We start from the raw sequence: 24,252 nt of genomic DNA, 5'->3' as shown, positions 1-24,252 counted from the left end.
CGCCCGGGCGAGGGGGGCTTGCCCCGCCGCCTGATCTGCGCAACGCATGAAAGATGCGTATTCTCTGTGCCACCTCGGTCCGCGATGAAGGGCCCTATCTGATTGAATGGCTCGCCTGGCACCGGCTGCTTGGGGCGAGCGATCTTCTGATCGCCTCGAATGACTGTCGCGACGGGACCGACCGGCTGCTGGACGCCCTGGCCCGGGCGGGCGTGCTGCGCCATCTGCCACAGCCGCCGATGGCCGCGCTTGCCTCTGCGAAAGGCAAAGCTGCCAGTGTGCAGTGGCGCGCGCTCAAGGCGATCTGGGCCGAGCCGGAGCGCAAGGCCGCGGATTGGATGCTGATCTCGGATGTCGATGAGTTCCCGGTGATCCATTGCGGGAAGGGGCGCTTTGCCGATCTGATCGCGGCTTTGCCCGAAGAGACTGAGGCTGTCGCGCTGGCCTGGCGTCTGTTCGGCGCGGGCGGTATCGCAGGGTTCGAAGAGCGGCCGGTCACGGCGCAGTTCCTCCGTTCGGCGCCGCCCGATATGATGCATCCGGTAGCGGCCACAATGTTCAAGAGCTTGTTCCGGCCAGCGGCGTTTCAGCGCCCGGGGGTGCATCGGCCGCAGCGTCGCGCAGGGCAGGGACCGGCAGCCTGGGTTGATGGCAGCGGCCGCGTGTTATCCCCCGTCCTGAGCCAGGATGGCCGGCTGTCGCTGATCCCGCTGACCGGCTATCGTGATCTTGCCGAAATGCACCATTATTCGCTGCGCTCGGCGGCGGCTTTTGTGGTGAAGTCAGATCGTGGCCTGCCCAATCGCAGCCAGAAAGAGATCGACCTGCATTACTGGGTCGAGCGCAATTTCAACAATCAGGAGAATACAGCAGCCCTCGCGCTGGCGGTGCCGCTGGCCGAAGAGGTCGCCGCGCTGATGGCGCTTCCGCAGGTGGCCGCCTTGCATGAGGCGGCGCTCGCCTGGCATCGCGCGCGCTTTGATCAGCTGATCCGTCAGGCCGGAGCCTACCGGCTCTGGGCGGCCTGCCTGCATGCGGCGGGCAGCTATGCCCTTGGTCCCGCGCGCGAGATGCGTCTTTTGCAGCAATATCAGCATCTGACGCGGAACCCCGACGATACGGCCTGAAAGAAAGTGAAGCTGGCTGAACTGAAACGACCTGCGCCAGGCCGCAGGAAAGCCCCCGGCCTGGCCGGCAAAACCCGGCTGATACCGCCATAATCCTGCTGGATTTTCGCTGGCCTTCCTGCCTCTTTGCCGGTAGAGTTTCACATCACGGACCCGGGGGGACACCCGGGCCAGAGGCAGAAATTCGGTTTACCGATTTATCGAGGCGGCTCCCCATGACTGAGATGGTCTATGGTTCCTCACCTGTTGCTGTGCGCGAGCCTGTGCTGCCGCGCTGGTGGCGTACGGTTGATCGCTGGACCATGTGTTCGGTTTTCATGCTGTTCGGGATCGGGCTTTTGCTGGGCCTTGCGGCCTCGGTGCCGCTTGCAAGCCGGAACGAGCTGAACCAGTTCTTCTACGTGCAGCGTCAGACGATTTTCGGCTGTATCGCATTGGTGGTGATGCTGGCGATTTCGACCCTGTCGCCTTCAGTGGTGCGGCGGCTCGGGATCCTTGGCTTCGTGATCGCGCTGATCCTTGTCATGGCGCTGCCTTTCGTCGGTCAGGACCACGGCAAGGGCGCCATTCGCTGGCTGTCGCTGGGTGGCTTTTCGCTGCAACCTTCTGAATTTCTCAAGCCAGGTTTCGTGATCGTAACCGCCTGGATGATGGCGGCGGCCCAGGATATCAACGGCCCGCCCGGCAAGCTGATTTCCTTCGGGATCCTTGGGCTTGTGGTCGGTTTTCTGTCCATGCAGCCCGATTTCGGGCAATCTGCGCTGATCGTTTTCTCCTGGGGGGTGATCTATTTCATCGCCGGGGCGCCGATGGTGCTGATTGGATCCGTCATCGGCATTGTCGCATTTGGCGGCTTTACCGCCTATGGCGCTTCTGAACACTTTGCCCGCCGGATCGACGGGTTCCTGTCTCCGGATGTCGATCCGCGCACCCAGCTGGGCTATGCGGCGAACGCGATCCAGGAGGGCGGTTTCTTCGGCGTCGGCGTCGGTGAAGGACAGGTGAAATGGTCGCTGCCCGATGCGCATACCGATTTCATCATCGCGGTCGCGGCCGAGGAATACGGCCTTGTGCTGGTTCTGGTGATCCTTGCGCTGTTCGGGATCGTCGTGGTGCGCTCGCTGGTCCGCCTTACCGCCGAACGCGACACTTTCACCCGCCTTGCCGGATCGGGCCTTGCCTGCATCTTCGGCGTTCAGGCCATGATCAATATGGGCGTTGCCGTGCGGCTCCTGCCCGCAAAAGGGATGACGCTGCCCTTCGTGTCCTACGGTGGCTCCTCGATCATCGCTGCCGGCATCACGGTGGGGATGCTTCTGGCGCTGACCCGCACCCGGCCGCGTGACCGGATGGCGGAACTCTTCGGGCGGAGGCGCTGATGGCGCCTTTGCTGCTGATCGCGGCCGGGGGCACCGGCGGGCATATGTTCCCCGCCCAGGCCCTGGCCGAAGCCATGCTGGCACGCGGCTGGCGGGTCAGGCTGTCGACCGATGAGCGCGGCGCGCGCTATGCCGGCGGATTTCCCGAAGCGGTGGTTGTCGAGAAAGTGTCTTCGGCCACTTTCGCGCGCGGTGGAGTGGTGGCGAAACTGGCAGCACCTTTCCGCATCGCGGGGGGCGTGATCGCAGCGGCGGCCAGGATGCTGACCGACAAGCCCGTTGTCGTGGTGGGCTTTGGCGGCTATCCGACCATCCCCGCGCTGTCGGCGGCGTTCCTGCTGCGCCGCCCGCGGATGATCCATGAACAAAACGGCGTGCTGGGGCGGGTGAACCAGCTCTTTGCCAAACGCGTTGATCTTGTCGCCTGCGGCACCTGGCCGACCGTTTTGCCGGCTGGTATCGAGGGCCAGCCTGTCGGAAATCCGGTGCGCGCGAGCGTCCTGGAACGCGCCGGCGCCCCCTATATCGAGCCGGGTGACTACCCGATGAGCCTTCTGGTAATCGGTGGCAGCCAGGGCGCGCGCATCCTTTCAGATGTGGTGCCGGCGGCACTTGCTTTGCTGCCCGAGCGCCTGCGCGACAATCTGCGCGTGGCGCATCAGGCCCGGGCCGAGGATGCCGAACGGGCGCAGGCCGGCTATTACGAGGCCGGGATCCGCGCCGAGATCAGGCCGTTCTTCGATGATATCCCCCGCAGGCTTTCCGAGGCGCAACTGGTGATCTCGCGGTCCGGCGCCTCGTCGGTGGCGGATATTTCGGTGATCGGGCGCCCGTCGGTGCTGATCCCCTTTGCCGCCGCGACGGGCGATCACCAGACCGCGAATGCGCGCGGCCTGGTTGACGCAGGGGCAGCGGTGCTGATCCCCGAGAAACTGCTTGACCCCGCCAGTCTGAGCGCGCAAGTCGCCGCCGTCCTCGGAAATCCCCGGGGCGCGCGGCAGATGGCCGCCAATGCGCTGAGCTGCGGTCGCCCGGATGCGACCGAAACTCTGGTGGCGCTGGTCGAAGAGCTCGCAGGAGATAAAAGATGAATGCCGCAACCAAACTCCCGCTGGAGCTCGGGCCGATCCATTTCGTCGGCATCGGCGGCATCGGCATGTCGGGCATCGCCGAGGTCCTGCTGACGCTGGGTTACCGGGTGCAGGGATCGGACAGCAAAGCGTCGAAAATCACCGACCGGCTGGTCAGCCTTGGCGCTGAATTCCACGAGGGGCAGCGGGCCGGGAATATCGGCGAAGACGTCTCGGTTGTGGTGATTTCCTCGGCGATCAAACGTGGCAACCCGGAACTGGAAGAGGCGCGCCGCCGCAAGCTTCCCGTGGTGCGCCGTGCCGAGATGCTGGCCGAGCTGATGCGCCTGCGGTCAAACATCGCGGTTGCGGGCACCCATGGCAAGACGACCACGACGACGATGGTGGCGACTTTGCTCGACAAAGGTGGCTTTGATCCGACCGTGATCAATGGCGGCGTGATCCATGCTTACGGGTCCAACGCCCGTGCAGGCGCCGGTGAATGGATGGTGGTCGAGGCCGACGAGTCTGACGGCTCGTTCAACCGGCTGCCCGCGACCATCGCCATTGTCACCAATATCGACCCCGAACATATGGAGCACTGGGGCACCATCGAGGCGCTGCGCAAGGGCTTCCTCGATTTCGTCTCCAATATCCCGTTCTATGGCGTGGCGGTGTGCTGCACCGACCATCCCGAAGTCCAGGCGCTGGTCGGCCGCGTCGCCGACCGCCGGGTGATCAGCTTTGGCTTTAACGCCCAGGCCGATGTGCGGGCAGTGAATCTCAGGTTCGAAAAGGGCATGTCCTGCTTCGATATTCAGCTGCAAAACGAGGGCGAAGGCTCGGTTATCGAAGGGTGCGAGCTGCCGATGCCGGGCGACCACAATGTGTCGAATGCGCTTTCGGCGGTGGCTGTCGCCCGCCATCTCGGGATGAAGCGAGAAGAGATCCGCGCGGCGCTTGCGGGCTTTGCCGGTGTCAACCGCCGCTTTACCCGGGTGGGCGAGGTGAGCGGCGTGCCGATCATCGATGATTACGGTCATCACCCGGTCGAGATTGCCGCCGTGCTGAAAGCGGCACGCCAGGCGGTCTCCGGCACGCCGGGCGCGCGCGTCATCGCCGTGCATCAGCCGCATCGCTATTCGCGGCTTTCGAACCTGTTCGATGATTTCTGCACCTGTTTCAACGAGGCCGATGTGGTTGGCATCGCCGAGGTCTATGCGGCGGGCGAGGATCCGATCCAGGGCGCAAGCCGCGATGATCTCGTGGCGGGGCTGATTGCCCATGGCCACCGCCATGCCCGGGCGGTGATCGACGAGGCTGACCTCGCGCGGCTCTTCCGTGAACAGGCGCGGCCGGGCGATATCTTTGTCTGCCTTGGCGCCGGGACCATCTCGGCCTGGGCGAACGGGTTGCCGGCGAAACTTCTCGGCCAGGCGGCCTGATCGGGTGGATGTGGCCCTCTTGCTCCTTGCGTTCTTTGCCGCCACCTGGCTGAGCGCGGCGGGGGCATGGGCGGCCTGGAGGCGCGGGTGGAAACTTGCGGTCCTTCTGACCTTGCTGGTCGTGGCGGGGCTTGTGGGGCTGTTTTTCTACCTCTCGACCATTGCGAGTGGCAGTTATCTGGCCGGTCTCGGTGAGATGCTGGTCGCGGTCGGGCTGGCGGCCGGGCCGGGGATCGGTCTGATCATCGGCGTGATCGCAGCCTATTCCATGCCGGTGGGGATCGGTTGTGCGGTCCTTCACCTCTGTATTCTTGCCCTCACACTGGCCGATAGCCTGTGACGGGCCTGACTGTAACATTGTTGACACCGAAGGCGCCTTGCAACGCGCCCGAACGCACGGGGCTGCCATGATTGACCTTTCTCTGATCCTGGCCTGTCTCTGGCTGGTTCTGGCCAATGTGATCGCGATGTTTCCCACACGCGACAAACATATCCGGGCCGCGATGATGCTGGTGGTGATCGGCATTCCGCTGCTGGGCTGGGTGACATGGAGCAACGGCCCGGTCTGGGGCCTTGTCTTCCTGATCGGGGGCGCGAGTGTGATGCGCTGGCCGCTGATCTGGTTCTGGCGTTCGATGCGCAGAACGGGCTGAGCCGGAAAGCCATATTCCGGACAAAGCTCCGGGCAATATTGCGGCCTGTGTCCGATCGGGGGTCTGTCATGCCGCTCTCCTATGTTATCCCGGTTTCAGTCGCGATGCTGTTGCTGGTGGTGATCCCCTTTGTCAGAGGGGAGGCCTCCGGCATGGCGCTGCGGCTGATCCTGATCCTGTGCCTTGTGGGGCTGCCCCCGGCGATTGCGGCGCTCGAGGCGCGCAATGTCTTCGACTTCTTCGCGATCTGGATACTTGTGCTGCTGGCACCCCTCGTGTGGCTCATGAACGGCGGAGGCGCCGGGGGCGGGGGTCGCGAAGGCGCCGGCGAGGGCCTGCTTCTCCAGATCCTGCCATGGCTGCCCCTGTTGGCGCTTGGACTGGTCGTGGTCACAGTGCTGGCGCTGAAATTCCTGCATATCCGGGCAAAACGCCGCCAGGGCTGATCCGCAGGCGGCGCTGACCCATGGGCACCCCCTTGCACAAAGCCGGGCTTCGCGGATAGCTGGGGCCCATGACATATGCTCTGGCTCTCCCCACTCCGCGCGGCCCGCTGACCGCTGATCGCCCGCTTGCCGACCTGACCTGGCTTCGGGTCGGAGGCCCGGCGGACTGGTTCTTCCAGCCCGCGGATGAGGCGGACCTGGCCGGTTTTCTGGCCGCTCTTCCGCCCGGGATCGCGGTCTTCCCGATGGGGGTCGGCTCAAACCTGATCATACGCGATGGCGGGCTTCGCGCTGTGGTGATCCGGCTCGGGCGGGGGTTCAACGGGATTGAAATCGACGGCGACCGGGTGATTGCCGGTGCAGCCGCGCTGGATGCACATGTCGCGAAAAAGGCCGCCGAGGCGGGGCGGGATCTGACCTTCCTGCGCACCATTCCCGGCAGTATCGGTGGTGCGGTGCGGATGAATGCGGGCTGTTACGGGCTGTATGTCGCCGATCATCTGGAGGAGGTGAAGATCATCACCCGCCAGGGTGAGACAAAGGTTCTGCCGGCGGCGGAGCTGAATCTGCGCTACCGGCAGTCGGACCTGCCAGAGGGTGCCGTGCTGATCTCGGCCACCTTCCGCGCACCCGAAGGCGACCCCGGGGCGCTGGTCGCGCGCATGGCAGAGCAACTCGCGAAACGCGACGCTTCGCAGCCCACGAAAGAGCGCACGGCAGGCTCGACCTTCCGCAACCCGGCCGGGTTTTCCTCGACCGGGCGGGCGGATGACAGCCATGAACTGAAAGCCTGGAAGCTGATTGATGACGCCGGAATGCGCGGCGCATCGGTCGGCGCAGCGCAGATGTCGCCGATGCACGCTAATTTCATGATCAATACCGGTGGCGCTACAGCCACGGATCTCGAATCACTTGGGGAAGAGGTGCGAAAAAAGGTGTTCCAATCCAGCGGGATCACGCTAGAATGGGAAATCATGCGGGTTGGTGATCCAGGTCGCTGACAAGAGTCAAGGCCCTGGATCCAGGCGTGTGATCCGGGTTATAAAGCGGCGATAAAGCCGGGAATAACAAGAACGGGGTCAGTAAGGCCCTGAGAGGCAGTAAATGGCGGCGGGATCGGGCAGATTTCCCCGCGTGGCGGTTCTGAAAGGTGGCATGTCTGCCGAGAGAGAGGTTTCCCTCTCCTCGGGTGCGGAATGTGCGACGGCGCTGCGTGAGGCGGGTTATGAGGTGATCGAGGTCGATGCGGGCCGCGATCTGGCCGCGCGTCTGACCGAGCTGCGCCCGGATGCCGTGTTCAACGCCTTGCATGGCCGCTGGGGCGAAGATGGCTGCGTCCAGGGCATTCTTGAATGGCTGCGCATCCCCTATACCCATTCCGGCCTGCTGGCCTCGTCGCTGGCGATGGATAAGACCCGCTCGAAAGAAGTGTTCCGCGCCGCCGGCCTGCCAGTGGTCGAAAGCGTGATCGCGTCCCGCAACGACGTTGAGGCCGGCCATGTGCTGCCGCCGCCCTATGTTGTGAAGCCGAATAACGAGGGTTCCTCGGTCGGGGTCTATCTGGTGCATCCCGGCTCGAATGCGCCGCGTCTCGCAGAGACCATGCCCGAGATGGTGATGGTCGAGACCTATGTGCCGGGTCGTGAGATGACGGTTGCCGTGATGGGGGACCGCGCGCTTGGTGTGACCGATATTGTCACCGATGGCTGGTATGATTACGATGCGAAATACAAGGCGGGTGGATCGCGCCATGTGATCCCGGCGGATCTGCCGCAGGAGATCTCTGACGCCTGTCTCGACATCGCAGTAAAGGCGCATAAGGCGCTTGGTTGCCGTGGCCTGTCGCGCGCCGATTACCGCTGGGATGAAAGCCGCGGCCTTGCGGGGCTGATCCTGCTGGAGGTCAATACCCAGCCTGGCATGACGCCGACCTCGCTCGCGCCCGAACAGGCGGCATATCAGGGCATTTCCTTCCCCGAGCTCTGTTCCTGGCTGGTCGAGGATGCGTCATGCGATCGCTGATCCCCTTTCGCATCCGCCCGGCGCGCCATGGGCGCCAGCCCGCCTTTGGCCGGGCCGAGCCGCCGCTGACCCGTCAGAAAGTCGTGCATGATCCGTCGCCCTCGCTCTGGGCGTACCGGATGCAGCGGGTGATGCTGACGCCTTACCTGCGCGCTTTCCTGCGGGTCGGGTTGCCGGTGCTTGCAGTCGCGGCGATGGCCGGCGTCTATATGTCGAGCGAAGAGCGCCGCAATGGCGTGGTCCAGGTCTTCACCGACCTGCGCGAGAAGTTCCAGAGCCGCCCGGAATTCATGGTGACGCTGGTCTCGATCGAGGGCTCCTCGGTCGAACTGGCGGATGCCGTGCGCTCGCGGCTGGATCTGAACCTGCCGCAAAGCTCGTTTGACCTTGATCTTGAAGCCGCCCGCGCGCGGGTCGTGGAACTTGACGCCGTCAAGGGCGCGGAGTTGCGGGTGCGGTCGGGGGGCGTGCTTTCGGTCCTGATCACCGAACGCCAGCCCGTCCTGGTCTGGCGCCAGGCCTCGGGGCTCTCGCTGGTCGACGAGACCGGTCACCGCGTCGCAGGCCTTTTTGAACGGGCCGATCGCGACGACCTGCCGCTGATCGCAGGCGAGGGGGCGGATGCCGCCGCACCTGAAGCGCTTGAGATCCTTGCCGCCGCCGGGCCGATTGCGCCCCGGATCCGGGGCCTTGTCCGCATGGGCGAGCGCCGCTGGGACATCGTGCTGGATCGCGGCCAGCGCATTCTTTTGCCCGAAGACCGTCCGGTGCGCGCGCTGGAACGTCTGCTGGCGCTGGATCAGGCCCAGGACATGCTGGCCCGCGATCTGGCTGCGGTCGATCTGCGACTGCCGAACCGTCCGACCCTGCGCCTGACCACCTATGCGATGAACGAAATTCGTCGTGCCAAAGGCCTTCAGCCCCTGCCCGAAACCGTGGAGACCGAATTGTGACCGACCTCTACCAGACCCAACGCGTCATGCGGAACATGCGCCGGGCTGCCATGCAGCGGGGCGTGATTGCTATTCTTGATGTGGGCACCTCGAAAATTGCCTGCCTTATCCTGAAATTCGACGGCGAAGCCCGCCTGCGCGAAGTCGAGGGCGTTGGCCCTATGGCCGGTCAGTCGAAATTCCGCATTATCGGGGCTGCAACCACCCGCTCGCGCGGCGTCCGGTTCGGCGAAATCTCGGTCATGAACGAGACCGAACGCGCCATCCGCACCGCCGTCCAGGCGGCGCAGAAAATGGCGAATGTCCGTGTCGATCACGTGATCGCCTGTTTCTCGGGCGCCGAGCCGCGCTCTTACGGGCTGGCGGGCGAGATCGATCTTGAAGACAATGTCGTCACCGAACATGACATCGCCCGCGTGCTTGCCTCTTGCGATGTGCCCGATATCGGGCCAGGGCGTGAGGTGCTGCATGCGCAGCCGGTGAATTTCGCACTGGATCACCGCTCGGGTCTTGCCGATCCGCGCGGCCAGATCGGCAACCGGCTGGCCTGTGACATGCACCTTCTGTCGGTGGAAGATTCCGCGATCCAGAACCTGCTTTACTGCATCCAGCGCTGTGATCTGGAACTGGCGGGGATTGCGTCTTCGGCCTATGTTTCGGCGATTTCCAGCCTTGTGGAAGACGAGCAGGAACTGGGCGCGGCCTGTATCGATCTGGGCGGCGGTGCGACCGGCGTCTCGATCTTTATGAAGAAGCACATGATCTATGCCGACAGCGTGCGGATGGGCGGCGATCACGTGACGGCGGATATTTCCAAAGGGCTTTATATCCCCGCAGCCGATGCCGAAAAAATCAAGACCCGCCATGGTGGTCTCTTTGCCACCGGCATGGATGACCGCGAGATGATTGAGCTTGGCGGCGAAAGCGGCGACTGGGAGAAAGACCGTCGCCGCATTTCCCGCACCGAGCTGATCGGCATCATGCGCCCCCGTGTTGAAGAAATCCTCGAAGAGGCGCGCACCGTGCTGGATGCGGCTGGCTTCGACCATCTGCCCTCGCAGCAGATCGTGCTGACGGGCGGCGGCAGCCAGATCCCGGGGCTTGATATGCTGGCCAACCGGATCCTCGGGCAGCGCGTCCGTCTGGGCCGCCCGCTGCGGGTCCAGGGCCTGCCGCAGGCTGCGACCGGGCCGGCCTTTGCCTCGGCTGTCGGGCTTTGTCTCTTTGCGGCGCATCCGCAAGATGAGTGGTGGGACTTTGAAGTTCCCGCCGAACGCTATCCGGCCAGGTCGTTGCGCAGGGCATTCAGATGGTTCAAGGACAACTGGTAACCCCAGGATACAGCGTCACTCGCGAAATCCCGCCGATAGGGGCGGCGAAGACCCCATATTTTGTGGGACTGAGTTATTTTTTCCGTGACCTCCCTGACCGATGTCGATAGACTCGGAGCCAAATCGGTGTGGCGCGCCCCGGGACGGGTGGCCAGAGCTGAAAAAGAATACCTCGCGCGTAACGATCACAAAAACGGCTCATTAAGGTTTACGGGCGATAACCTTGATGTTGACCTGGGAAAAAACGGACAGGCGGAACCATGGCACTCAATCTGACGATGGCGAACCAGCGGGAAGAGCTGAAGCCGCGCATTACCGTGTTTGGTGTGGGCGGGGCAGGCGGCAATGCGGTCAATAATATGATCGACAAGCAGCTTGAAGGCGTCGAGTTCGTCGTGGCGAATACCGATGCCCAGGCGCTGCAGCAGTCCATGGCCCATGCCCGGATCCAGATGGGTCTGAAAGTGACCGAGGGGCTTGGCGCAGGGGCGCGTCCGTCGGTTGGTGCCGCCGCTGCCGAAGAAACCATCGAAGAGATCGTCGACCATCTGGCCGGCGCGCATATGTGCTTTATCACCGCCGGCATGGGCGGCGGTACCGGCACCGGTGCGGCCCCGATCATCGCGCAGGCCGCGCGTGAGCTGGGCGTGCTGACCGTCGGCGTCGTGACCAAGCCCTTCTCGTTTGAAGGCGGCAAGCGCATGCGCCAGGCCGAAGAAGGTATCGAGGCGCTGCAAAAGGTCGTCGATACGCTGATCATCATTCCGAACCAGAACCTGTTCCGTCTGGCGAATGACCGCACCACCTTTACCGAAGCCTTCGCGATGGCCGATGACGTTCTGTATCAGGGCGTCAAAGGTGTGACGGATCTGATGGTTCGTCCGGGCATCATCAATCTCGACTTCGCCGATGTCCGTTCGGTGATGGATGAGATGGGCAAGGCGATGATGGGCACCGGCGAGGCCGATGGCGATGATCGCGCCGTTCAGGCCGCCGAAAAGGCGATTGCCAACCCGCTGCTTGATGAAATCAGCCTCAATGGCGCTAAAGGCGTGCTGATCTCGATCACCGGCGGCCATGATCTGACCCTGTTCGAACTGGACGAAGCCGCGAATATCATCCGCGAGAAAGTCGATCCGGAAGCCAATATCATCGTCGGCTCGACGCTGGACAATACGATGGAAGGGCGCATCCGCGTCTCCGTCGTGGCCACCGGCATCGATGCGGGCCAGCAGCTGAAGCCCGAACAACCCCTGGCGCGCCGCCCGATGGCGCAGCCGCTGCAGTTGCAGCCGGGCCATGGCGCCGGACACAACGATGTGCCGGAAGTGGCTTTCGTGCCGGCCGCCGCCGCGCCGCAGCAAAACTGGCAGCCTGCCGCGCAGCAACCGATGCATGCCCCGGCCGCCCCGCAGCCCGTTGCGCCCCAGCCGGCTCCGCAGCCTGCAGCCTATGCTCCGGCACCGCCCCAGGCTTACGCGCCCGCTCCGGCCTATGCGCCTGCCCAGCCTGCGCCTGCACCGCGCGCAGCGCAGACCGAAGATCTTTTCGGGGCCGGTGAAAACCATGGCCATGATTTCCAGCCGCGCTATGAGAACGAAGATCACCACGGCCACGTGAATGACGTGCCGCCGCCGGTCTATCGCCCGCGTCCTGCCGCTGGCCAGGCCGGCATGACCTCGGCCCGTCCGACGCCTTCTTCGATCGAAGCCGAAGCAGGCTCCTTCGTCGCACCGCGCCCGCATGTGCCCGGCACGCCGACCCCGGCTGCGCTGGCCCGTCTGGCAAATGCGGTACAGAAAAACCCGCGTCAGCCGCAGCCGCAGCAGCAGCCGATTGCCCAGGAACCAGCGCAGGCTGCACGCCCGCGCTTTGGCATCGGCTCGCTGATCAACCGTATGGCCGGCCATCTCGAAAGTGGCACCCAGGCCGAGCGCAGCCCGGCCCAGTCGCATCGCCAGCAACCTCCGGTTACCGCCTATGATGACGAAGGCGAGGCCGGCAACGATCAGGACAAGATCGAGATTCCTGCATTCCTCAGAAGACAGGCCAACTGAAACGAGCAGAATCCTATGTTACAAAAAGGGCCGGGAAACCGGCCCTTTTTCTTTTGGAATCATCATCTTGCTGCAGTCGCAAACTGTGTCACAAACCGTTGCAAAAGGTGAATTGTGATCCCCCTCACCATTTACTAACTAATCTTAACGAAGGCGTGGGGCTTACTCCCCAAGGGCCGGAAATGATGCGGAGCCGTTCCGATTGTCCTGAGGCAGGACCAGACGGCGAGAGAAAGAGGCACCAGGGTGCAAAACACACTGAACACGGCAGTCAGCTTCAGCGGGGTGGGTCTCCACACCGGGCAGTCTGCGCGCATGACGGTGCGCCCGGCTCCGGCCGATCATGGCATCTGGTTCCGCCGCACCGATATTCTGGCCGGAACCAGCGGGCAGCGCGCTGATATCCCGGCAATCTGGTCGGCGGTGACGCCGTCGCGGCTTTGCACCGTCGTCGAGAATGCCGATGGTGTCTCGGTCTCGACCGTTGAACACCTGACCGCGGCCCTTGCCGGCTGCGCGATCCATAACGCGCTGATCGAGATCGATTGCGGTGAAGTGCCGATCCTTGACGGCTCGGCCGAGCCCTTTGTGCAGGGCTTTCTGGCCGCCGGCATTCGTGAACAGGCCTCGGAAATCCGTGCCATCCGCGTGCTGAAACCGGTCGAGGTGCGCGAAGGCGAGGCGATTGCCCGTCTCGAGCCCGCCGATATGCTGGAAATCGACTTCCGCATCGAATTTGCCGAGGCAGCCATCGGCACCCAGGAACGCCATCTGCGCATGTCGAACGGCGCTTTCGTGCGCGAACTGTCCGACAGCCGCACCTTCTGCCGTCAGGCCGATGTCGATGCGATGCGCGAACGCGGGCTGGCGCTTGGCGGCACGCTGGACAATGCCGTTGTGTTTGACGGTGACCGTGTGGTTTCGCCCGGCGGTCTGCGTCATGAAGACGAGCCGGTGCGCCATAAGATGCTTGATGCCGTAGGCGATCTCTCGCTTGCCGGCGGGCCGATTCTCGGGCGTTACACCGGCATTCGTGCCGGTCACGCGCTGACCAATCGCCTCTTGCGCGCGCTGTTCGCCGACCCGACCAATTTCCGGATCGAGGAATGCAGCAGCGGTATCGGCGGGAAACTGCCTGGAATCGGCGTTCATCGCGGCGATCTGCCGTCCTCGCGCCGCCGCGCCGCCTGATTGCGCGCCGCAGAGGGGCGGGCCGGCCTTGCAAAGTGGCAGTTCGGCGGCCCTCACCCCACAGGCAGGCGGCTTTATGGCGGATAAGAAAGGCATTTTGCGCAACCGATTTTTCTGTGCTAGGACACAGGCAAATCGCCAGGATGAGCCCCGGGTAAACCGGGTCCATCGGTCTGGGGCAGGGGAGTATCCCGGTCGCGACGTGGCGGATCCGGGCAAGGAAGTCAGGTTTGGATAAGCGGAAGATGGCAGGCAAGGGACCGGGATCAGGCATTCCGGCGCTGAAGATCGGGGCAGCTTTGCTGCTCACGGTGTCGCTTTCGGCCTGCGGTGGCGGCAAAACCTCAAAGACTGAGTCGCTTGAGGCCCTCAATGCCGAGGAAATCTACCGCAAGGGCGAGCTGGAGCTGGAAACGGCCCGCCGCGCCGGTGATTCCCTGATGTATTTCCAGGAAGTCGAACGGCTATATCCCTATTCGGAATTCGCCCGCCGCGCGCTGATCATGCAGGCTTTCGTCAATCACAAGACGAAAAAATACGAAGAGGCCCGCGCCGCCGCGCAGCGCTTCCTTGATTTCTATCCCGATGACGAAGACGCGCCCTATGCGGCCTATCTGATGGCGCTCAGCTATTATGACCAGATCGAGGATGTCGGCCGCGACCAGGGGCTGACCTATCAGGCGCTGGTCTCCCTGCGCGATGTGATCGAACGCTATCCGGACAGCGAATACAGCACTTCGGCGATCATGAAATTCGATCTCGCCTTCGACCATCTTGCGGCGAAGGAAATGGAGATCGGGCGCTATTATCTCAAGCGCCGCCATTATACCGCCGCGCTGAACCGGTTCCGCACCGTTGTGCAGGATTACCAGACCACGACCCATACCGCCGAGGCGCTCTATCGTCTGATCGAATGCTATCTGGCGCTTGGCTTCGAGGCCGAGGCGCAGACCGCCGGCGCGATCCTGGGCTATAACTACCAGTCCTCGCCCTTCTACCAGGACGGTTATAATCTGTTGAAAGGCAAAGGCCTCTCGCCCGAGGTCAAGGGCGACAGCTGGCTGTCGAAAGCCTATCGTCAGATGGTCCGTGGTGAATGGCTGTAACGGTCGGGCAGGGGGCGTGATGCGTCCCCGCCGATCCATGCCAGACCTCATATGCTGATCCTCTCATGCTGATCTCGCTCGACATTCGCGACATTCTGATCATTGACCGCCTCACGCTGGATCTCGGCGCGGGGCTCAATGTGCTGACCGGCGAGACCGGGGCGGGCAAGTCGATCCTGCTTGATGCGCTTGGCATGGTGCTCGGCTGGAAGGGCCGCGCCGATCTGGTGCGGCAGGGCGCCGACCGCGGCGAGGTCACGGCTATTTTCGATCTGCCCGCCGGGCATCCGGCCCATGCGATCCTCGAAGAGGCCGGTGTAGAAACCGAGGGCGAGCTTATCCTCCGTCGCCTGGCCCATGCCGATGGTCGCCGCCAGGCCTGGGCCAATGACCGCCGCGTCTCGGCCGAGGTGTTGCGGGGCCTGTCGGAAACGCTCGTTGAACTGCACGGCCAGCATGACGACCGGGGGCTTCTGAACCCGCGCGGGCACCGGGCTTTGCTCGATCTCTTCGGCAGCGTTGATCTCGGGGCGTTGCGCGGTCTCTGGACGGCGCGCCGCGGCGCGCGCGAGGCGATCGCTGCGGCTGAGGTGCAGATTGAGCGGGCCAGGACCGAAGAGGATTTTCTGCGCCATGCCGTGGCCGAGCTGGAAAAGCTCGCGCCCGAACCGGGCGAAGAAGCGGCACTGGATACGAAACGGCGGCTTATGCAGGCTGCGGGCCGCATCCGCGAAGATGTCGCCAAGGCGCTTGGGGCCTTGTCGGAAGAGGGCGCGGAGGGCCGGATGCGGGACGCCACCCGCTGGCTGGAATCGGCGGCGGACAAGGCGGCGGGCCGTCTTGACGAGGCGCTGGCCGCATTGTCCCGCGCGATGATCGAGCTTTCCGAGGCGCAATCCGGGGTGGAGGCCGCGCTTCAGGCGCTGGATTTCGACCCGGCGGCGCTCGAATCTGCCGAAGAGCGGCTCTTCGCGATCCGCGCCGCTTCGCGCAAATATGGTATCCCGGCGGATGATCTGGCGCGCCATGCCGCCGATCTCTCCGCCCGTCTCGCGGCGCTTGATGCGGGCGAGGCCGGACTGGGCCGCCTCGCTGCTGCGCTGGCCAAAGCCGATGCAGATTATCAGGCCGAGGCTGTCCGGATCACAGGCCTGCGGCAGCGGGCGGCCGAGCGGCTCGATGCCGCGATGGCCGCCGAGCTCGCGCCCCTGAAGATGGAGCGCGCGGTGTTTCGCAGCGTGATCACCAGCTCGGACCCCGGTCCCGACGGTCAGGATCAGGTCACCTTCACCGTGGCCACCAACCCGGGCGCGCCGCCCGGCCCGCTGAACAAAATAGCGTCCGGGGGCGAGCTGTCGCGCTTTCTCCTTGCGCTGAAAGTCTGTCTGACCGGCGGCGCGAGCGGCCTTACGCTGATCTTTGACGAAATCGACCGCGGTGTCGGCGGGGCCACCGCCGATGCGGTCGGCCGGCGCCTCCGCGCGCTGTCAGATGAGGCCCAGGTGCTGGTCGTCACCCATTCGCCCCAGGTCGCGGCCCTTGGCGCGCATCACTGGCGGGTGGAAAAGCGGGTCGAAAACAATGTCACCCTCTCGACCGTGGTGGCGCTTTCCGACACCGAGCGCGTCGAGGAAATCGCCCGCATGATCTCGGGTGACACCATTTCCGACGCCGCCCGCGAGGCCGCGCGCAGCCTGATCAGCGCCTGATCTTCCCCTGACGCGACGTCAGACATGCAGCCCGCAACCAACGGCTTTGCCGGGCTGAGGGTTCTCGCCGCAGCGCCGCACTGCTATCTTGCACGGGGGAGGCCTTTTTCCTTCGGAGCCAAGACATGACTGCCCTGAAATCCATCCTGACCGCCTGGCGCCTGCCGGTGATCTTCCCCTCGCAAGAGGTTTTCGAGCGCCGGTTGCGCCCGCGGGGCTGAGCCGCTTACCTGAGGCCGGAACCGGCCATCGGCTTGCAGTAAGGCATGGGCCTCCGGTAAGGCGCGGGCTTGCAGTAAGGCCCGGGCTCGCAGTAAGGAAGGGCACCGCCGCCAACCCAGTGCCCATCGGAGTGCGCCCATGAAAGCCGCCGTCATCACCTTCCCCGGCTCGAATTGCGACCGTGACCTTGCCGTCGCTTTTGAAAAGGCCGGCTTCGATGTCACCCGCGTCTGGCACAAGGACAGCGATCTTCCGGCGGGCACCGATATTGTCGGCGTGCCGGGTGGCTTCTCATACGGGGATTACCTGCGCTGCGGCGCCATCGCGGCACAATCGCCGATCTCGGCTGCGGTCAGGGCCCATGCCGGGCGTGGCGGTTACGCCATCGGCATCTGCAATGGTTTCCAGATCCTGACGGAAATGCGGCTTTTGCCCGGTGTGCTGATGCGCAACAAGGGCCTGCAATATATCTGCCGCACCATCACGCTGAAGGTCGCGACCACCCAATCCGCCTTTACCGCAAATTACGGAAAAGGCGATGAAATCCGCGTGCCGATCGCGCATCACGATGGCAATTACACCGTGGATGAGGCAACGCTGGCGGCGCTGAAAGCCGAAGACCGCATTGCCTTTACCTATGGCGACAACCCGAATGGCTCGATGGGCGATATCGCCGGCGTCCTGTCGGAGAACCGCCGCGTGCTGGGTATGATGCCGCATCCCGAACGCGCTTTCGAGCCGCTGCACGGGTCGAAAGATGGCGCAGCGCTTTTCGCCTCGCTCATGGGCGGGTTGGCGCTGGCCTGACCCCCATCGCCTTGAGGCAATCCGGCGCGGCGCCTATTTTAGCGCAATGTTTCGCAGCGAGAGCACACAGCCGAATGACAAACCACAGGGTCTTCCCTGGCGGGTAAAGCTTGTCATTCTGGCGCTGGTTGTGGCGGCTATCGGTGTGGTGCTGGTCTCGAATCGCTGGCTGACCGAGCGGTTCACGGAAACCAACCGCAACCGCTCGGATGTGCGCCTCGCACTTTATTCCGGGAACCTTGTCTCGGAATTGCAGCGCACCTCGGTGGTCCCTTTGCTGCTGGCGCGCGACCCGGATCTGATCGCGGCGCTGAAAGACGGGAACTTCTCGCGCACCTCTGCGAAACTGATCGCGCTCCAGGCGGAAATCGGCGTGGCGGCGATCCGGCTTCTCGATATCGATGGCCGCGTGGTGGGGGCGACCAACCGCAATATCCTGGGGTCGAACTTCCGTCAGGAAGGGTATTTCGTTGATGCGCAACGCACCAATGAGACGATCTTTACCTCTTCTCCGCGCGAATCGGGCGGTTATGATTTCAGTTACAGCCGGGCGATCCGCTCGGATGGCAAGATCCTCGGTGTCATCGTCGTCTCGGTCGATCTGCTGAAATATGAACGCGCCTGGTCGGGGCTGAATGACGCGGTGGTGGTCACGAATTCCGAGGGTACGGTCATTCTGACCACTGTGCCCTCCTGGCGTGGCCGCCCGCTGAATGAGGCCATGGCGCGCGGCGAACCCATGAGCGCGCTTGAACGCGCGATCCAGGCCTCGACTGACTGGGCAAGGCCACGCACCGATGCCTGGATGCAGGGCGATCCGGTGATGAAGACCGAGGCGCGTATTCCGTTTCGCGGCTGGCGCATCGTGACCTTCACCGATTACACCCAGGTCCGCGAAAGGGTGAATGGTATCCTCGCGCTCGAGATCATGGGTTTCGCGATCCTGATGTCGATTGCCTTCTATTTCCTGACACGGCGGGCCTGGTCGCGTTCCTGGTCGCTGGCCCGCGAATCGGCGGAACTGCGGGCGCTGAATGTGCGGCTGCAACGCGAGATCGCCGAGCGCGAAAAGGTCGAGGCCAACCTGCAGGTTGCCGAGCAGACGCTGGAGCAATCGTCGAAACTGGCGGTTCTGGGCGAGATGTCGGCGGCGGTCAGCCATGAGCTGAACCAGCCGCTGGCCGCGATGAAGACCTATCTCGCGGGTGCGCGGCTGTTGTTACAGCGCAAACGGCCGGAAGAGGCGCTGTCTTCCTTCCAGCGGATCGACGATCTGATCGACCGGATGGGGTCGATCACCCGCCAGCTGAAATCCTATGCCCGCAAAGGCGGCGAGGCCTTCGAGCCGGTGGATCTGCGCGCCTGTGTCTCATCGGCGCTGGCGATGATGGAGCCGCAGCTGAAAAGCCGGGTCGTCAAGATCGTGCGCGGCATGCCGCGCCAGCCGGTCATGGTGATGGCAGACCGGATCCGGCTGGAACAGGTGATTATCAATCTGTTGCGCAATGCGCTTGATGCGCTGCGCGAGGTTCCCAATCCGCAGATCGAACTTCTGCTCGCCGCAGGCGAGACGGCGACACTGACGGTGCGCGACAACGGGCCGGGGATCATCGATCTCGATAACCTGTTCGAGCCCTTCTACACGACGAAGAAACCCGGCGAGGGCGTGGGGCTTGGCCTTGCGATCTCTTCCGGGATTGTAACCGATCTGGGCGGCCGGCTGACCGCCCATAATGGCGAAGCGCAGGATGGGGCGCAGGGAGGCGCAGTCTTCGAGATGCAGCTCCCGATCCTTGGCGACGCAAGACAAGCAGCAGAATGAGGTCAATATGGCACGCGCGATGAAAGTGGCGATCGTGGATGACGAGGCGGATATGCGCGCCTCGATCAGCCAGTGGCTGGCGCTCTCGGGCTTTGACACCGAGACCTATCCTTCGGCGGAAGATGCGCTGAAATCCATCGGCGCGGATTTTTCCGGCGTCGTGGTGTCGGATATCAAGATGCCCGGTATGGATGGTATGGCGTTTCTCAAGAAACTGATGAGCCTCGATTCCGGCCTGCCGGTGATCATGATCACCGGGCATGGCGATGTGCCGATGGCGGTAGAGGCGATGCGGGTCGGCGCCTTCGATTTTCTGGAAAAACCGTTCAACCCGGACCGGATGACGGAACTGGCGAAAAAGGCGACCCATGCGCGGCGGATGACGCTGGACAGCCGGGCGCTGCGCCGCGAGCTGGCCGATGGCACCACCATCATGCAAAAGCTGGTCGGCACCTCGCCCGCGATGGAGCGGCTGCGCGAAGACATTCTCGATCTGGGTCAGGCGGATTCACATGTTCTGATCGATGGCGAGACCGGCACCGGCAAGACACTTGTCGCCCATGCGCTGCATGCGGTGGGGCCGCGCGCGTCGAAGAAATTCGTGACGATCTCCTGCGCTGCCTGGTCCGAGGATCAGCTTTCCGCCAAGCTCTTCGGGCCTGGTGAAGACGGCGCGATCCCGCTGGTCGAAGAGGCACGGGGCGGCACGTTGCTGCTGGAAGATATCGAGGCACTGAGCCAGGGGCTGCAGGCGCGGCTTCTGACCTTCATCAACGATCAGGGCCTGCCGCCGGAAACCCGCATCATCGCGATCCGCAACCAACAGGCGCAGGATCTGACGCTGGAACAGGCGTTGCGCCCCGATCTCTTCTACCGGCTGGGCGCGATGACCATCGTATTGCCGCCATTGCGGGCGCGCGGTGAGGATATCCTTCAGCTCTTCACCCGGCTTTCAGAGCAGTTTTCCGAAGAATATGGCTGTGATGCCCCTCAGGTCACGGCGCAGGAGGCCGCGCAGCTGTTGCAGGCCCCCTGGCCGGGCAATGTGCGCCAGCTGGTGAATATCGCAGAACGCGCGGTCTTGCAGAACCGTCGCGGCTCCGGCTCGATTGCATCTTTGCTGATGGCCGATAACGAGGCCTCGGGCCCGGCGATGACCACCGAAGGCAAGCCGCTGAAGGAATATGTCGAGGCGTTTGAACGGATGCTGATCGACAATACGATGCGCCGCCATAAGGGCTCGATCGTTGCTGTGATGGAGGAGCTTTGTCTGCCGCGCCGCACGCTGAATGAGAAAATGGCGAAATATAACCTGCAGCGTTCGGATTATACCTGAGCGCCGCGTGCTTTGCTTTGCGCATACCTCCGGTGGAGGTGTCAGGATACGGGGGAAGCGTATTTCCTCTTGGTTTGAGGGCGCCGGGGGAGGCACCCGGTACAAGAGACGGGGGCCGCGCCCCCTCTCTTCGGGCAGGTGCCACATGGCGGGCGAGAGATTTTCATTGCTCTTCAGTCGGCTTTGATCGTAAGTTGCCCACTATGGCCGTTTTGTAACGGTCAAAGAAATTCTCTCCCCTTCGCGGGCATGGCGCGACGTTACGCGCCGCCCCATGACCGGGAGCCGGATCGGCCGTAAGGCTGTGCACATTGTCAGATGGATCAGCGCTTCCCTGTGAAGTGCCTGTCTGGCCAGTAAGGTGGGGGCCTGAACCCCCAGGACGTAACCGCGATGAGGCGCGTGAGCAGTGTAACGATTGGCGATACTGGCCCCAGAGGCCGGCTGAGCCCGTTCGCGCCCGCCGTCCGCGCTCAGACAAGCCGCCCCGAACCGTATGATCTGCTCTCCGGCCCTGTCTCAGGGCCGCCGGGGGTCTTTATGCCACCGGGGCGCAATGGAAAAACATGGCTAAGAAGATGCTTATCGACGCCACCCATCCCGAGGAGACCCGGGTTGTTGTGGTGGACGGAAACAAAGTCGAAGAATTTGACTTTGAAACAATAAACAAGCGCCAGCTCGCGGGGAACATCTACCTCGCCAAGGTGACGCGGGTCGAACCCTCGCTCCAGGCAGCCTTCGTGGATTATGGTGGAAACCGCCACGGCTTCCTCGCTTTTGCCGAAATCCACCCGGATTACTACCAGATCCCGGTTGCGGACCGCCAGGCGCTCCTCGCCGAAGAGCGCGCTATGGCGCGTGAGGAAGAGGAAGAGGACAATCGTCGTGCCCGCCGCCGCAAGCCGGCGCCGCGGGCTGAACGCGCACCCGCCGATCCCAGCGTTTCGGCGCCGTTGGCGGGGGAGGCTGCGGCCTCGCACAGCGAGATGGATGTGATCGACCTCTCGGTAGGGGATGGCGATGAGGGCGTCTCCACGCTCGCGGTTGCTGAGGATCTGATGGCGACTGAGACCGGGGCCGTCGCGCCGCCCGAACCCGTCGCGGTCGAAGAGGTTGCCGCTGAAGAGGCTGTGGTTGCAGATGATGCGGGCGACGAGACCCGCAGCGATGAAGCGGCTGGGGATGATCATGACGATCATGACCACAGCGATCATGACCATCACGCCGCTGCCAGCGCAGATGAGATCGAAACCATCGCGGAAGAGGATGTCTCGGAAGAGATCGCCGCTCCGCGCCGGCAGCGCCTGCGCAAATACAAGATCCAGGAAGTGGTCAAGGTCCGGCAGATCATGCTGGTCCAGGTCGTCAAGGAAGAGCGCGGCAACAAAGGCGCGGCGCTGACCACCTATCTCTCGCTTGCCGGCCGTTACTGCGTGCTGATGCCGAATACCGCGCGCGGCGGTGGCATTTCGCGCAAGATCACCCAGGCCGCCGACCGCAAGAAGCTGAAGGAAATCGCGGGCGAACTGGAGGTGCCGGAAGGCGCTGGCCTGATCATCCGCACTGCAGGTGCCAAGCGCACCAAGCCGGAGATCCGGCGCGATTACGAATATCTGATGCGGCTCTGGGAACAGATCCGCGATCTGACGCTGCGCTCGGTCGCGCCTGCCGCGATCTATGAGGAAGGCGATCTGATCAAGCGCACCATCCGCGATCTCTATAGCCGCGAGATCGACGAGGTGCTGGTTGAAGGCGAGGCGGGCTACCGTTCCGCCAAAGATTTCATGCGGATGATCATGCCGGCGCATGCGAAACAGGTGAAGCTCTATAACGAGCCGATGCCGCTTTTCGCGCGCTTCCAGGTCGAAAGCTATCTCGGCGGCATGTTCAACCCGGTCGTACAGCTGAAATCCGGCGGCTATATCGTCATCGGCATCACCGAGGCGCTGGTCGCCATCGACGTGAACTCGGGTCGGGCGACGAAAGAGGGATCCATCGAGGATACCGCGCTCAAGACCAACCTCGAGGCCTGTGACGAGGTCGCCCGCCAGCTGCGTCTGCGCGATCTGGCCGGGCTGATCGTGATCGACTTCATCGACATGGAAGAGCGTCGCAACAACGCCTCGGTCGAAAAGCGGCTGAAAGACCGGCTGAAAACCGACCGTGCGCGGATCCAGGTTGGCCGGATCTCGGGCTTCGGTCTGATGGAAATGTCGCGCCAGCGCCTGCGTCCGGGGATGCTGGAATCGACCACGCAGCCCTGCTCGCATTGCCATGGCACCGGGCTGATCCGTTCGGATGACAGCATGGCGCTGACCATCCTGCGCGCGCTGGAAGAAGAGGGTACGCGCAAGCGGTCGAAAGAGGTGCTGCTGAAGGCGCCGATCGGGATTGTTAACTACCTCTTCAACCATAAGCGCGAACATATCGGGCTGATCGAAACCCGCTACGGCATGGCGGTCCGGATGGAGGCCGATCCGGCGCTCGTCTCTCCCGATTTCGAACTGGAGAAGTTCAAGACCGCGACCCGCAGCCTGCCCGAGCCGAGCCAGGTCATCTCCGGCCATGCCGGATTGATGGGCGATCTGGTCGAAGAGGAAGACGAGGATCTGGTCGACGAGATCCTCGAAGAGGAAGAAGAGGTCGCGGAAGAGGCGGCCGCAGTTGCCGCTCCGGCCCGGGCCGAGCCTGCAGCGGAAGGCGGGGAAGGGGGCGGCAAGAAGAAGCGCCGTCGTCGTCGCCGTCGTCGGGGTGGTCGTGATGGTCAGGGCGCCGAGGGCAGCGCTGATGCGGGCGACGAGTCCGATGAAGAAGGTGCGGATGAGGATGACGCAGACGGCACCGATGCAGAGGTTGCAGCGGGTGACGTGAGCGAGGCAGTGGCGCCAGAAGCCGAAGCACCGGCAAAACCGAAGCGGGCGACGCGGTCGCGGTCGAAATCTGCAGCGGCAAAGGCTGCTGCAGAGGCAGAGACTGTGGAGGCTGTGGCTGATACGGTTGTGGCCGATACAGTTGTCGCTGAAACTGCTGTGACCGATCCGGTCGTGGAAGGCGAAGCTGTGGCGTCTGAGGCGGAAGCTCCTGCCGCCGCCCCGGCACCAAAGCGCCGCAGCCGGGCGAAAGCCAGCGCAGCAGTTATCGGGGAAGACGCCGCGTCTGAGGCTGTCGCTTCTGAGCCGGCCGCCGCGAAGAAGCCCGCGCGTAGCCGTGCAGCGGCGAAGCCGAAAGCCGCAAGCAGCCGTTCGCGGTCGAAGAAAGCCGAAGAGGCCGAAGTCGCAGTTGTTGATGTTGCGGTGGCTGTGGATGCAGCGGTTGAGGCTGTACCTGCGGAAGCCGCGCCTGAGGCGCCCGCAGGTGGCCCGGCCGGGGCTTCTCCGGCACCGGTTCCGGCGGGGATTGCGGCAGATCCTGTCATTTCCGGTGTGGCGGATGCGGGTGAGGCCCCGGTCGCTGATGCCGGTCAGGCCGGTGACACAGATGGCGATGATGACCGCCCGCGTAAAAAGGGCTGGTGGTCGCAGGGCCGCTGACCCGCGCAGAGATAAAAAAAGGGGGCCGCGAGGCCCCCTTTTCCTT

At 63.8% G+C, this 24,252-nt stretch carries 19 protein-coding genes; all 19 read left to right on the top strand.

All coding sequences use genetic code 11. The features are described from left to right. The first annotated feature begins 53 nt into the window (after positions 1-53). The 19 genes from BLW25_RS09300 to BLW25_RS09210 all read left to right on the top strand — a co-directional run bounded on the left by BLW25_RS09300 (position 54) and on the right by BLW25_RS09210 (position 24,206). On the top strand, positions 54-1,127 hold the full coding sequence (locus BLW25_RS09300) for a glycosyltransferase family 2 protein (RefSeq protein WP_092898412.1): 1,074 nt from the start codon (positions 54-56) through the stop codon (positions 1,125-1,127). A 215-nt stretch (positions 1,128-1,342) separates the two neighbouring features. Then, positions 1,343-2,506: a peptidoglycan glycosyltransferase FtsW gene (locus BLW25_RS09295; RefSeq protein WP_092898410.1), complete on the top strand. Its 1,164-nt coding sequence runs from the start codon at positions 1,343-1,345 to the stop codon at positions 2,504-2,506. Next, the gene (locus tag BLW25_RS09290; protein ID WP_394328429.1) at positions 2,506-3,597 is read left to right on the top strand and encodes a UDP-N-acetylglucosamine--N-acetylmuramyl-(pentapeptide) pyrophosphoryl-undecaprenol N-acetylglucosamine transferase; all 1,092 of its coding nucleotides are present in this window, start codon (positions 2,506-2,508) and stop codon (positions 3,595-3,597) included. The genes BLW25_RS09295 and BLW25_RS09290 overlap by 1 nt, the downstream gene beginning before the upstream one ends. Next, positions 3,594-5,021: a UDP-N-acetylmuramate--L-alanine ligase gene (gene murC, locus BLW25_RS09285; protein ID WP_092898406.1), complete on the top strand. Its 1,428-nt coding sequence runs from the start codon at positions 3,594-3,596 to the stop codon at positions 5,019-5,021. Before BLW25_RS09290 ends, murC begins: the two co-directional genes overlap by 4 nt. Positions 5,022-5,025: 4 nt before the next feature. Next, positions 5,026-5,361, top strand: a complete 336-nt coding sequence (locus BLW25_RS09280; protein ID WP_092898404.1) for a hypothetical protein — start codon at positions 5,026-5,028, stop codon at positions 5,359-5,361. Between the two features lie 67 nt (positions 5,362-5,428). Further along, positions 5,429-5,674, top strand: a complete 246-nt coding sequence (locus BLW25_RS09275) for a DUF2484 family protein (protein WP_233093075.1) — start codon at positions 5,429-5,431, stop codon at positions 5,672-5,674. A 68-nt stretch (positions 5,675-5,742) separates the two neighbouring features. Beyond that, entirely contained in the window at positions 5,743-6,120 is a 378-nt protein-coding gene (locus tag BLW25_RS09270) for a hypothetical protein (protein WP_092898402.1), read from the top strand. Positions 6,121-6,188: 68 nt separating this feature from the next. Further along, entirely contained in the window at positions 6,189-7,121 is a 933-nt protein-coding gene (gene murB, locus BLW25_RS09265; protein ID WP_092898400.1) for a UDP-N-acetylmuramate dehydrogenase, read from the top strand. Positions 7,122-7,224: 103 nt separating this feature from the next. Next, positions 7,225-8,142: a D-alanine--D-alanine ligase gene (locus BLW25_RS09260; protein WP_092898398.1), complete on the top strand. Its 918-nt coding sequence runs from the start codon at positions 7,225-7,227 to the stop codon at positions 8,140-8,142. Next, positions 8,130-9,095: a cell division protein FtsQ/DivIB gene (locus BLW25_RS09255; protein ID WP_092898396.1), complete on the top strand. Its 966-nt coding sequence runs from the start codon at positions 8,130-8,132 to the stop codon at positions 9,093-9,095. The genes BLW25_RS09260 and BLW25_RS09255 overlap by 13 nt, the downstream gene beginning before the upstream one ends. Then, complete coding sequence (ftsA, locus tag BLW25_RS09250) at positions 9,092-10,426, top strand: cell division protein FtsA (RefSeq protein ID WP_092898394.1); 1,335 nt, start codon at positions 9,092-9,094, stop codon at positions 10,424-10,426. Before BLW25_RS09255 ends, ftsA begins: the two co-directional genes overlap by 4 nt. A 260-nt stretch (positions 10,427-10,686) precedes the next feature. Further along, positions 10,687-12,483 (top strand): cell division protein FtsZ, encoded by a 1,797-nt coding sequence (ftsZ, locus tag BLW25_RS09245; RefSeq protein ID WP_092898392.1) that lies wholly within the window; start codon positions 10,687-10,689, stop codon positions 12,481-12,483. A 246-nt stretch (positions 12,484-12,729) separates the two neighbouring features. After that, the gene (gene lpxC, locus BLW25_RS09240; protein ID WP_092898390.1) at positions 12,730-13,674 is read left to right on the top strand and encodes a UDP-3-O-acyl-N-acetylglucosamine deacetylase; all 945 of its coding nucleotides are present in this window, start codon (positions 12,730-12,732) and stop codon (positions 13,672-13,674) included. Between the two features lie 245 nt (positions 13,675-13,919). Continuing rightward, the gene (locus BLW25_RS09235; protein ID WP_092898388.1) at positions 13,920-14,780 is read left to right on the top strand and encodes an outer membrane protein assembly factor BamD; all 861 of its coding nucleotides are present in this window, start codon (positions 13,920-13,922) and stop codon (positions 14,778-14,780) included. Between the two features lie 65 nt (positions 14,781-14,845). Then, positions 14,846-16,489 (top strand): DNA repair protein RecN, encoded by a 1,644-nt coding sequence (gene recN, locus BLW25_RS09230; RefSeq protein ID WP_092898386.1) that lies wholly within the window; start codon positions 14,846-14,848, stop codon positions 16,487-16,489. A gap of 360 nt (positions 16,490-16,849) precedes the next feature. After that, on the top strand, positions 16,850-17,518 hold the full coding sequence (purQ, locus tag BLW25_RS09225; protein ID WP_092898384.1) for a phosphoribosylformylglycinamidine synthase subunit PurQ: 669 nt from the start codon (positions 16,850-16,852) through the stop codon (positions 17,516-17,518). 46 nt (positions 17,519-17,564) lie between these two features. Further along, on the top strand, positions 17,565-19,340 hold the full coding sequence (locus BLW25_RS09220) for a sensor histidine kinase (RefSeq protein ID WP_092898382.1): 1,776 nt from the start codon (positions 17,565-17,567) through the stop codon (positions 19,338-19,340). A gap of 7 nt (positions 19,341-19,347) precedes the next feature. After that, positions 19,348-20,676 carry a sigma-54-dependent transcriptional regulator gene (locus BLW25_RS09215; RefSeq protein ID WP_092901798.1) on the top strand — a complete coding sequence of 443 codons (1,329 nt, stop codon included), beginning with the start codon at positions 19,348-19,350 and terminating at the stop codon, positions 20,674-20,676. 566 nt (positions 20,677-21,242) lie between these two features. After that, positions 21,243-24,206 (top strand): Rne/Rng family ribonuclease, encoded by a 2,964-nt coding sequence (locus BLW25_RS09210; RefSeq protein ID WP_092898380.1) that lies wholly within the window; start codon positions 21,243-21,245, stop codon positions 24,204-24,206. Positions 24,207-24,252: the final 46 nt, after the last annotated feature.

The sequence above is a fragment of the Rhodobacter sp. 24-YEA-8 genome (genome assembly GCF_900105075.1).
Classification (GTDB): domain Bacteria; phylum Pseudomonadota; class Alphaproteobacteria; order Rhodobacterales; family Rhodobacteraceae; genus Pseudogemmobacter.
This window is presented reverse-complemented; position numbering and strand designations above follow the sequence as displayed.

Coding starts and splice junctions, on each gene's coding strand:
- BLW25_RS09300 (WP_092898412.1), top strand. CDS start 54: ATGCGTATTCTCTGTGCCACCTCGGTCCGCGATGAAGGGCCCTATCTG.
- BLW25_RS09295 (WP_092898410.1), top strand. CDS start 1,343: ATGACTGAGATGGTCTATGGTTCCTCACCTGTTGCTGTGCGCGAGCCT.
- BLW25_RS09290 (WP_394328429.1), top strand. CDS start 2,506: ATGGCGCCTTTGCTGCTGATCGCGGCCGGGGGCACCGGCGGGCATATG.
- murC (WP_092898406.1), top strand. CDS start 3,594: ATGAATGCCGCAACCAAACTCCCGCTGGAGCTCGGGCCGATCCATTTC.
- BLW25_RS09275 (WP_233093075.1), top strand. CDS start 5,429: ATGATTGACCTTTCTCTGATCCTGGCCTGTCTCTGGCTGGTTCTGGCC.
- BLW25_RS09270 (WP_092898402.1), top strand. CDS start 5,743: ATGCCGCTCTCCTATGTTATCCCGGTTTCAGTCGCGATGCTGTTGCTG.
- murB (WP_092898400.1), top strand. CDS start 6,189: ATGACATATGCTCTGGCTCTCCCCACTCCGCGCGGCCCGCTGACCGCT.
- BLW25_RS09260 (WP_092898398.1), top strand. CDS start 7,225: ATGGCGGCGGGATCGGGCAGATTTCCCCGCGTGGCGGTTCTGAAAGGT.
- BLW25_RS09255 (WP_092898396.1), top strand. CDS start 8,130: ATGCGATCGCTGATCCCCTTTCGCATCCGCCCGGCGCGCCATGGGCGC.
- ftsZ (WP_092898392.1), top strand. CDS start 10,687: ATGGCACTCAATCTGACGATGGCGAACCAGCGGGAAGAGCTGAAGCCG.
- BLW25_RS09235 (WP_092898388.1), top strand. CDS start 13,920: ATGGCAGGCAAGGGACCGGGATCAGGCATTCCGGCGCTGAAGATCGGG.
- recN (WP_092898386.1), top strand. CDS start 14,846: ATGCTGATCTCGCTCGACATTCGCGACATTCTGATCATTGACCGCCTC.
- purQ (WP_092898384.1), top strand. CDS start 16,850: ATGAAAGCCGCCGTCATCACCTTCCCCGGCTCGAATTGCGACCGTGAC.
- BLW25_RS09220 (WP_092898382.1), top strand. CDS start 17,565: ATGTTTCGCAGCGAGAGCACACAGCCGAATGACAAACCACAGGGTCTT.
- BLW25_RS09215 (WP_092901798.1), top strand. CDS start 19,348: ATGGCACGCGCGATGAAAGTGGCGATCGTGGATGACGAGGCGGATATG.
- BLW25_RS09210 (WP_092898380.1), top strand. CDS start 21,243: ATGGCTAAGAAGATGCTTATCGACGCCACCCATCCCGAGGAGACCCGG.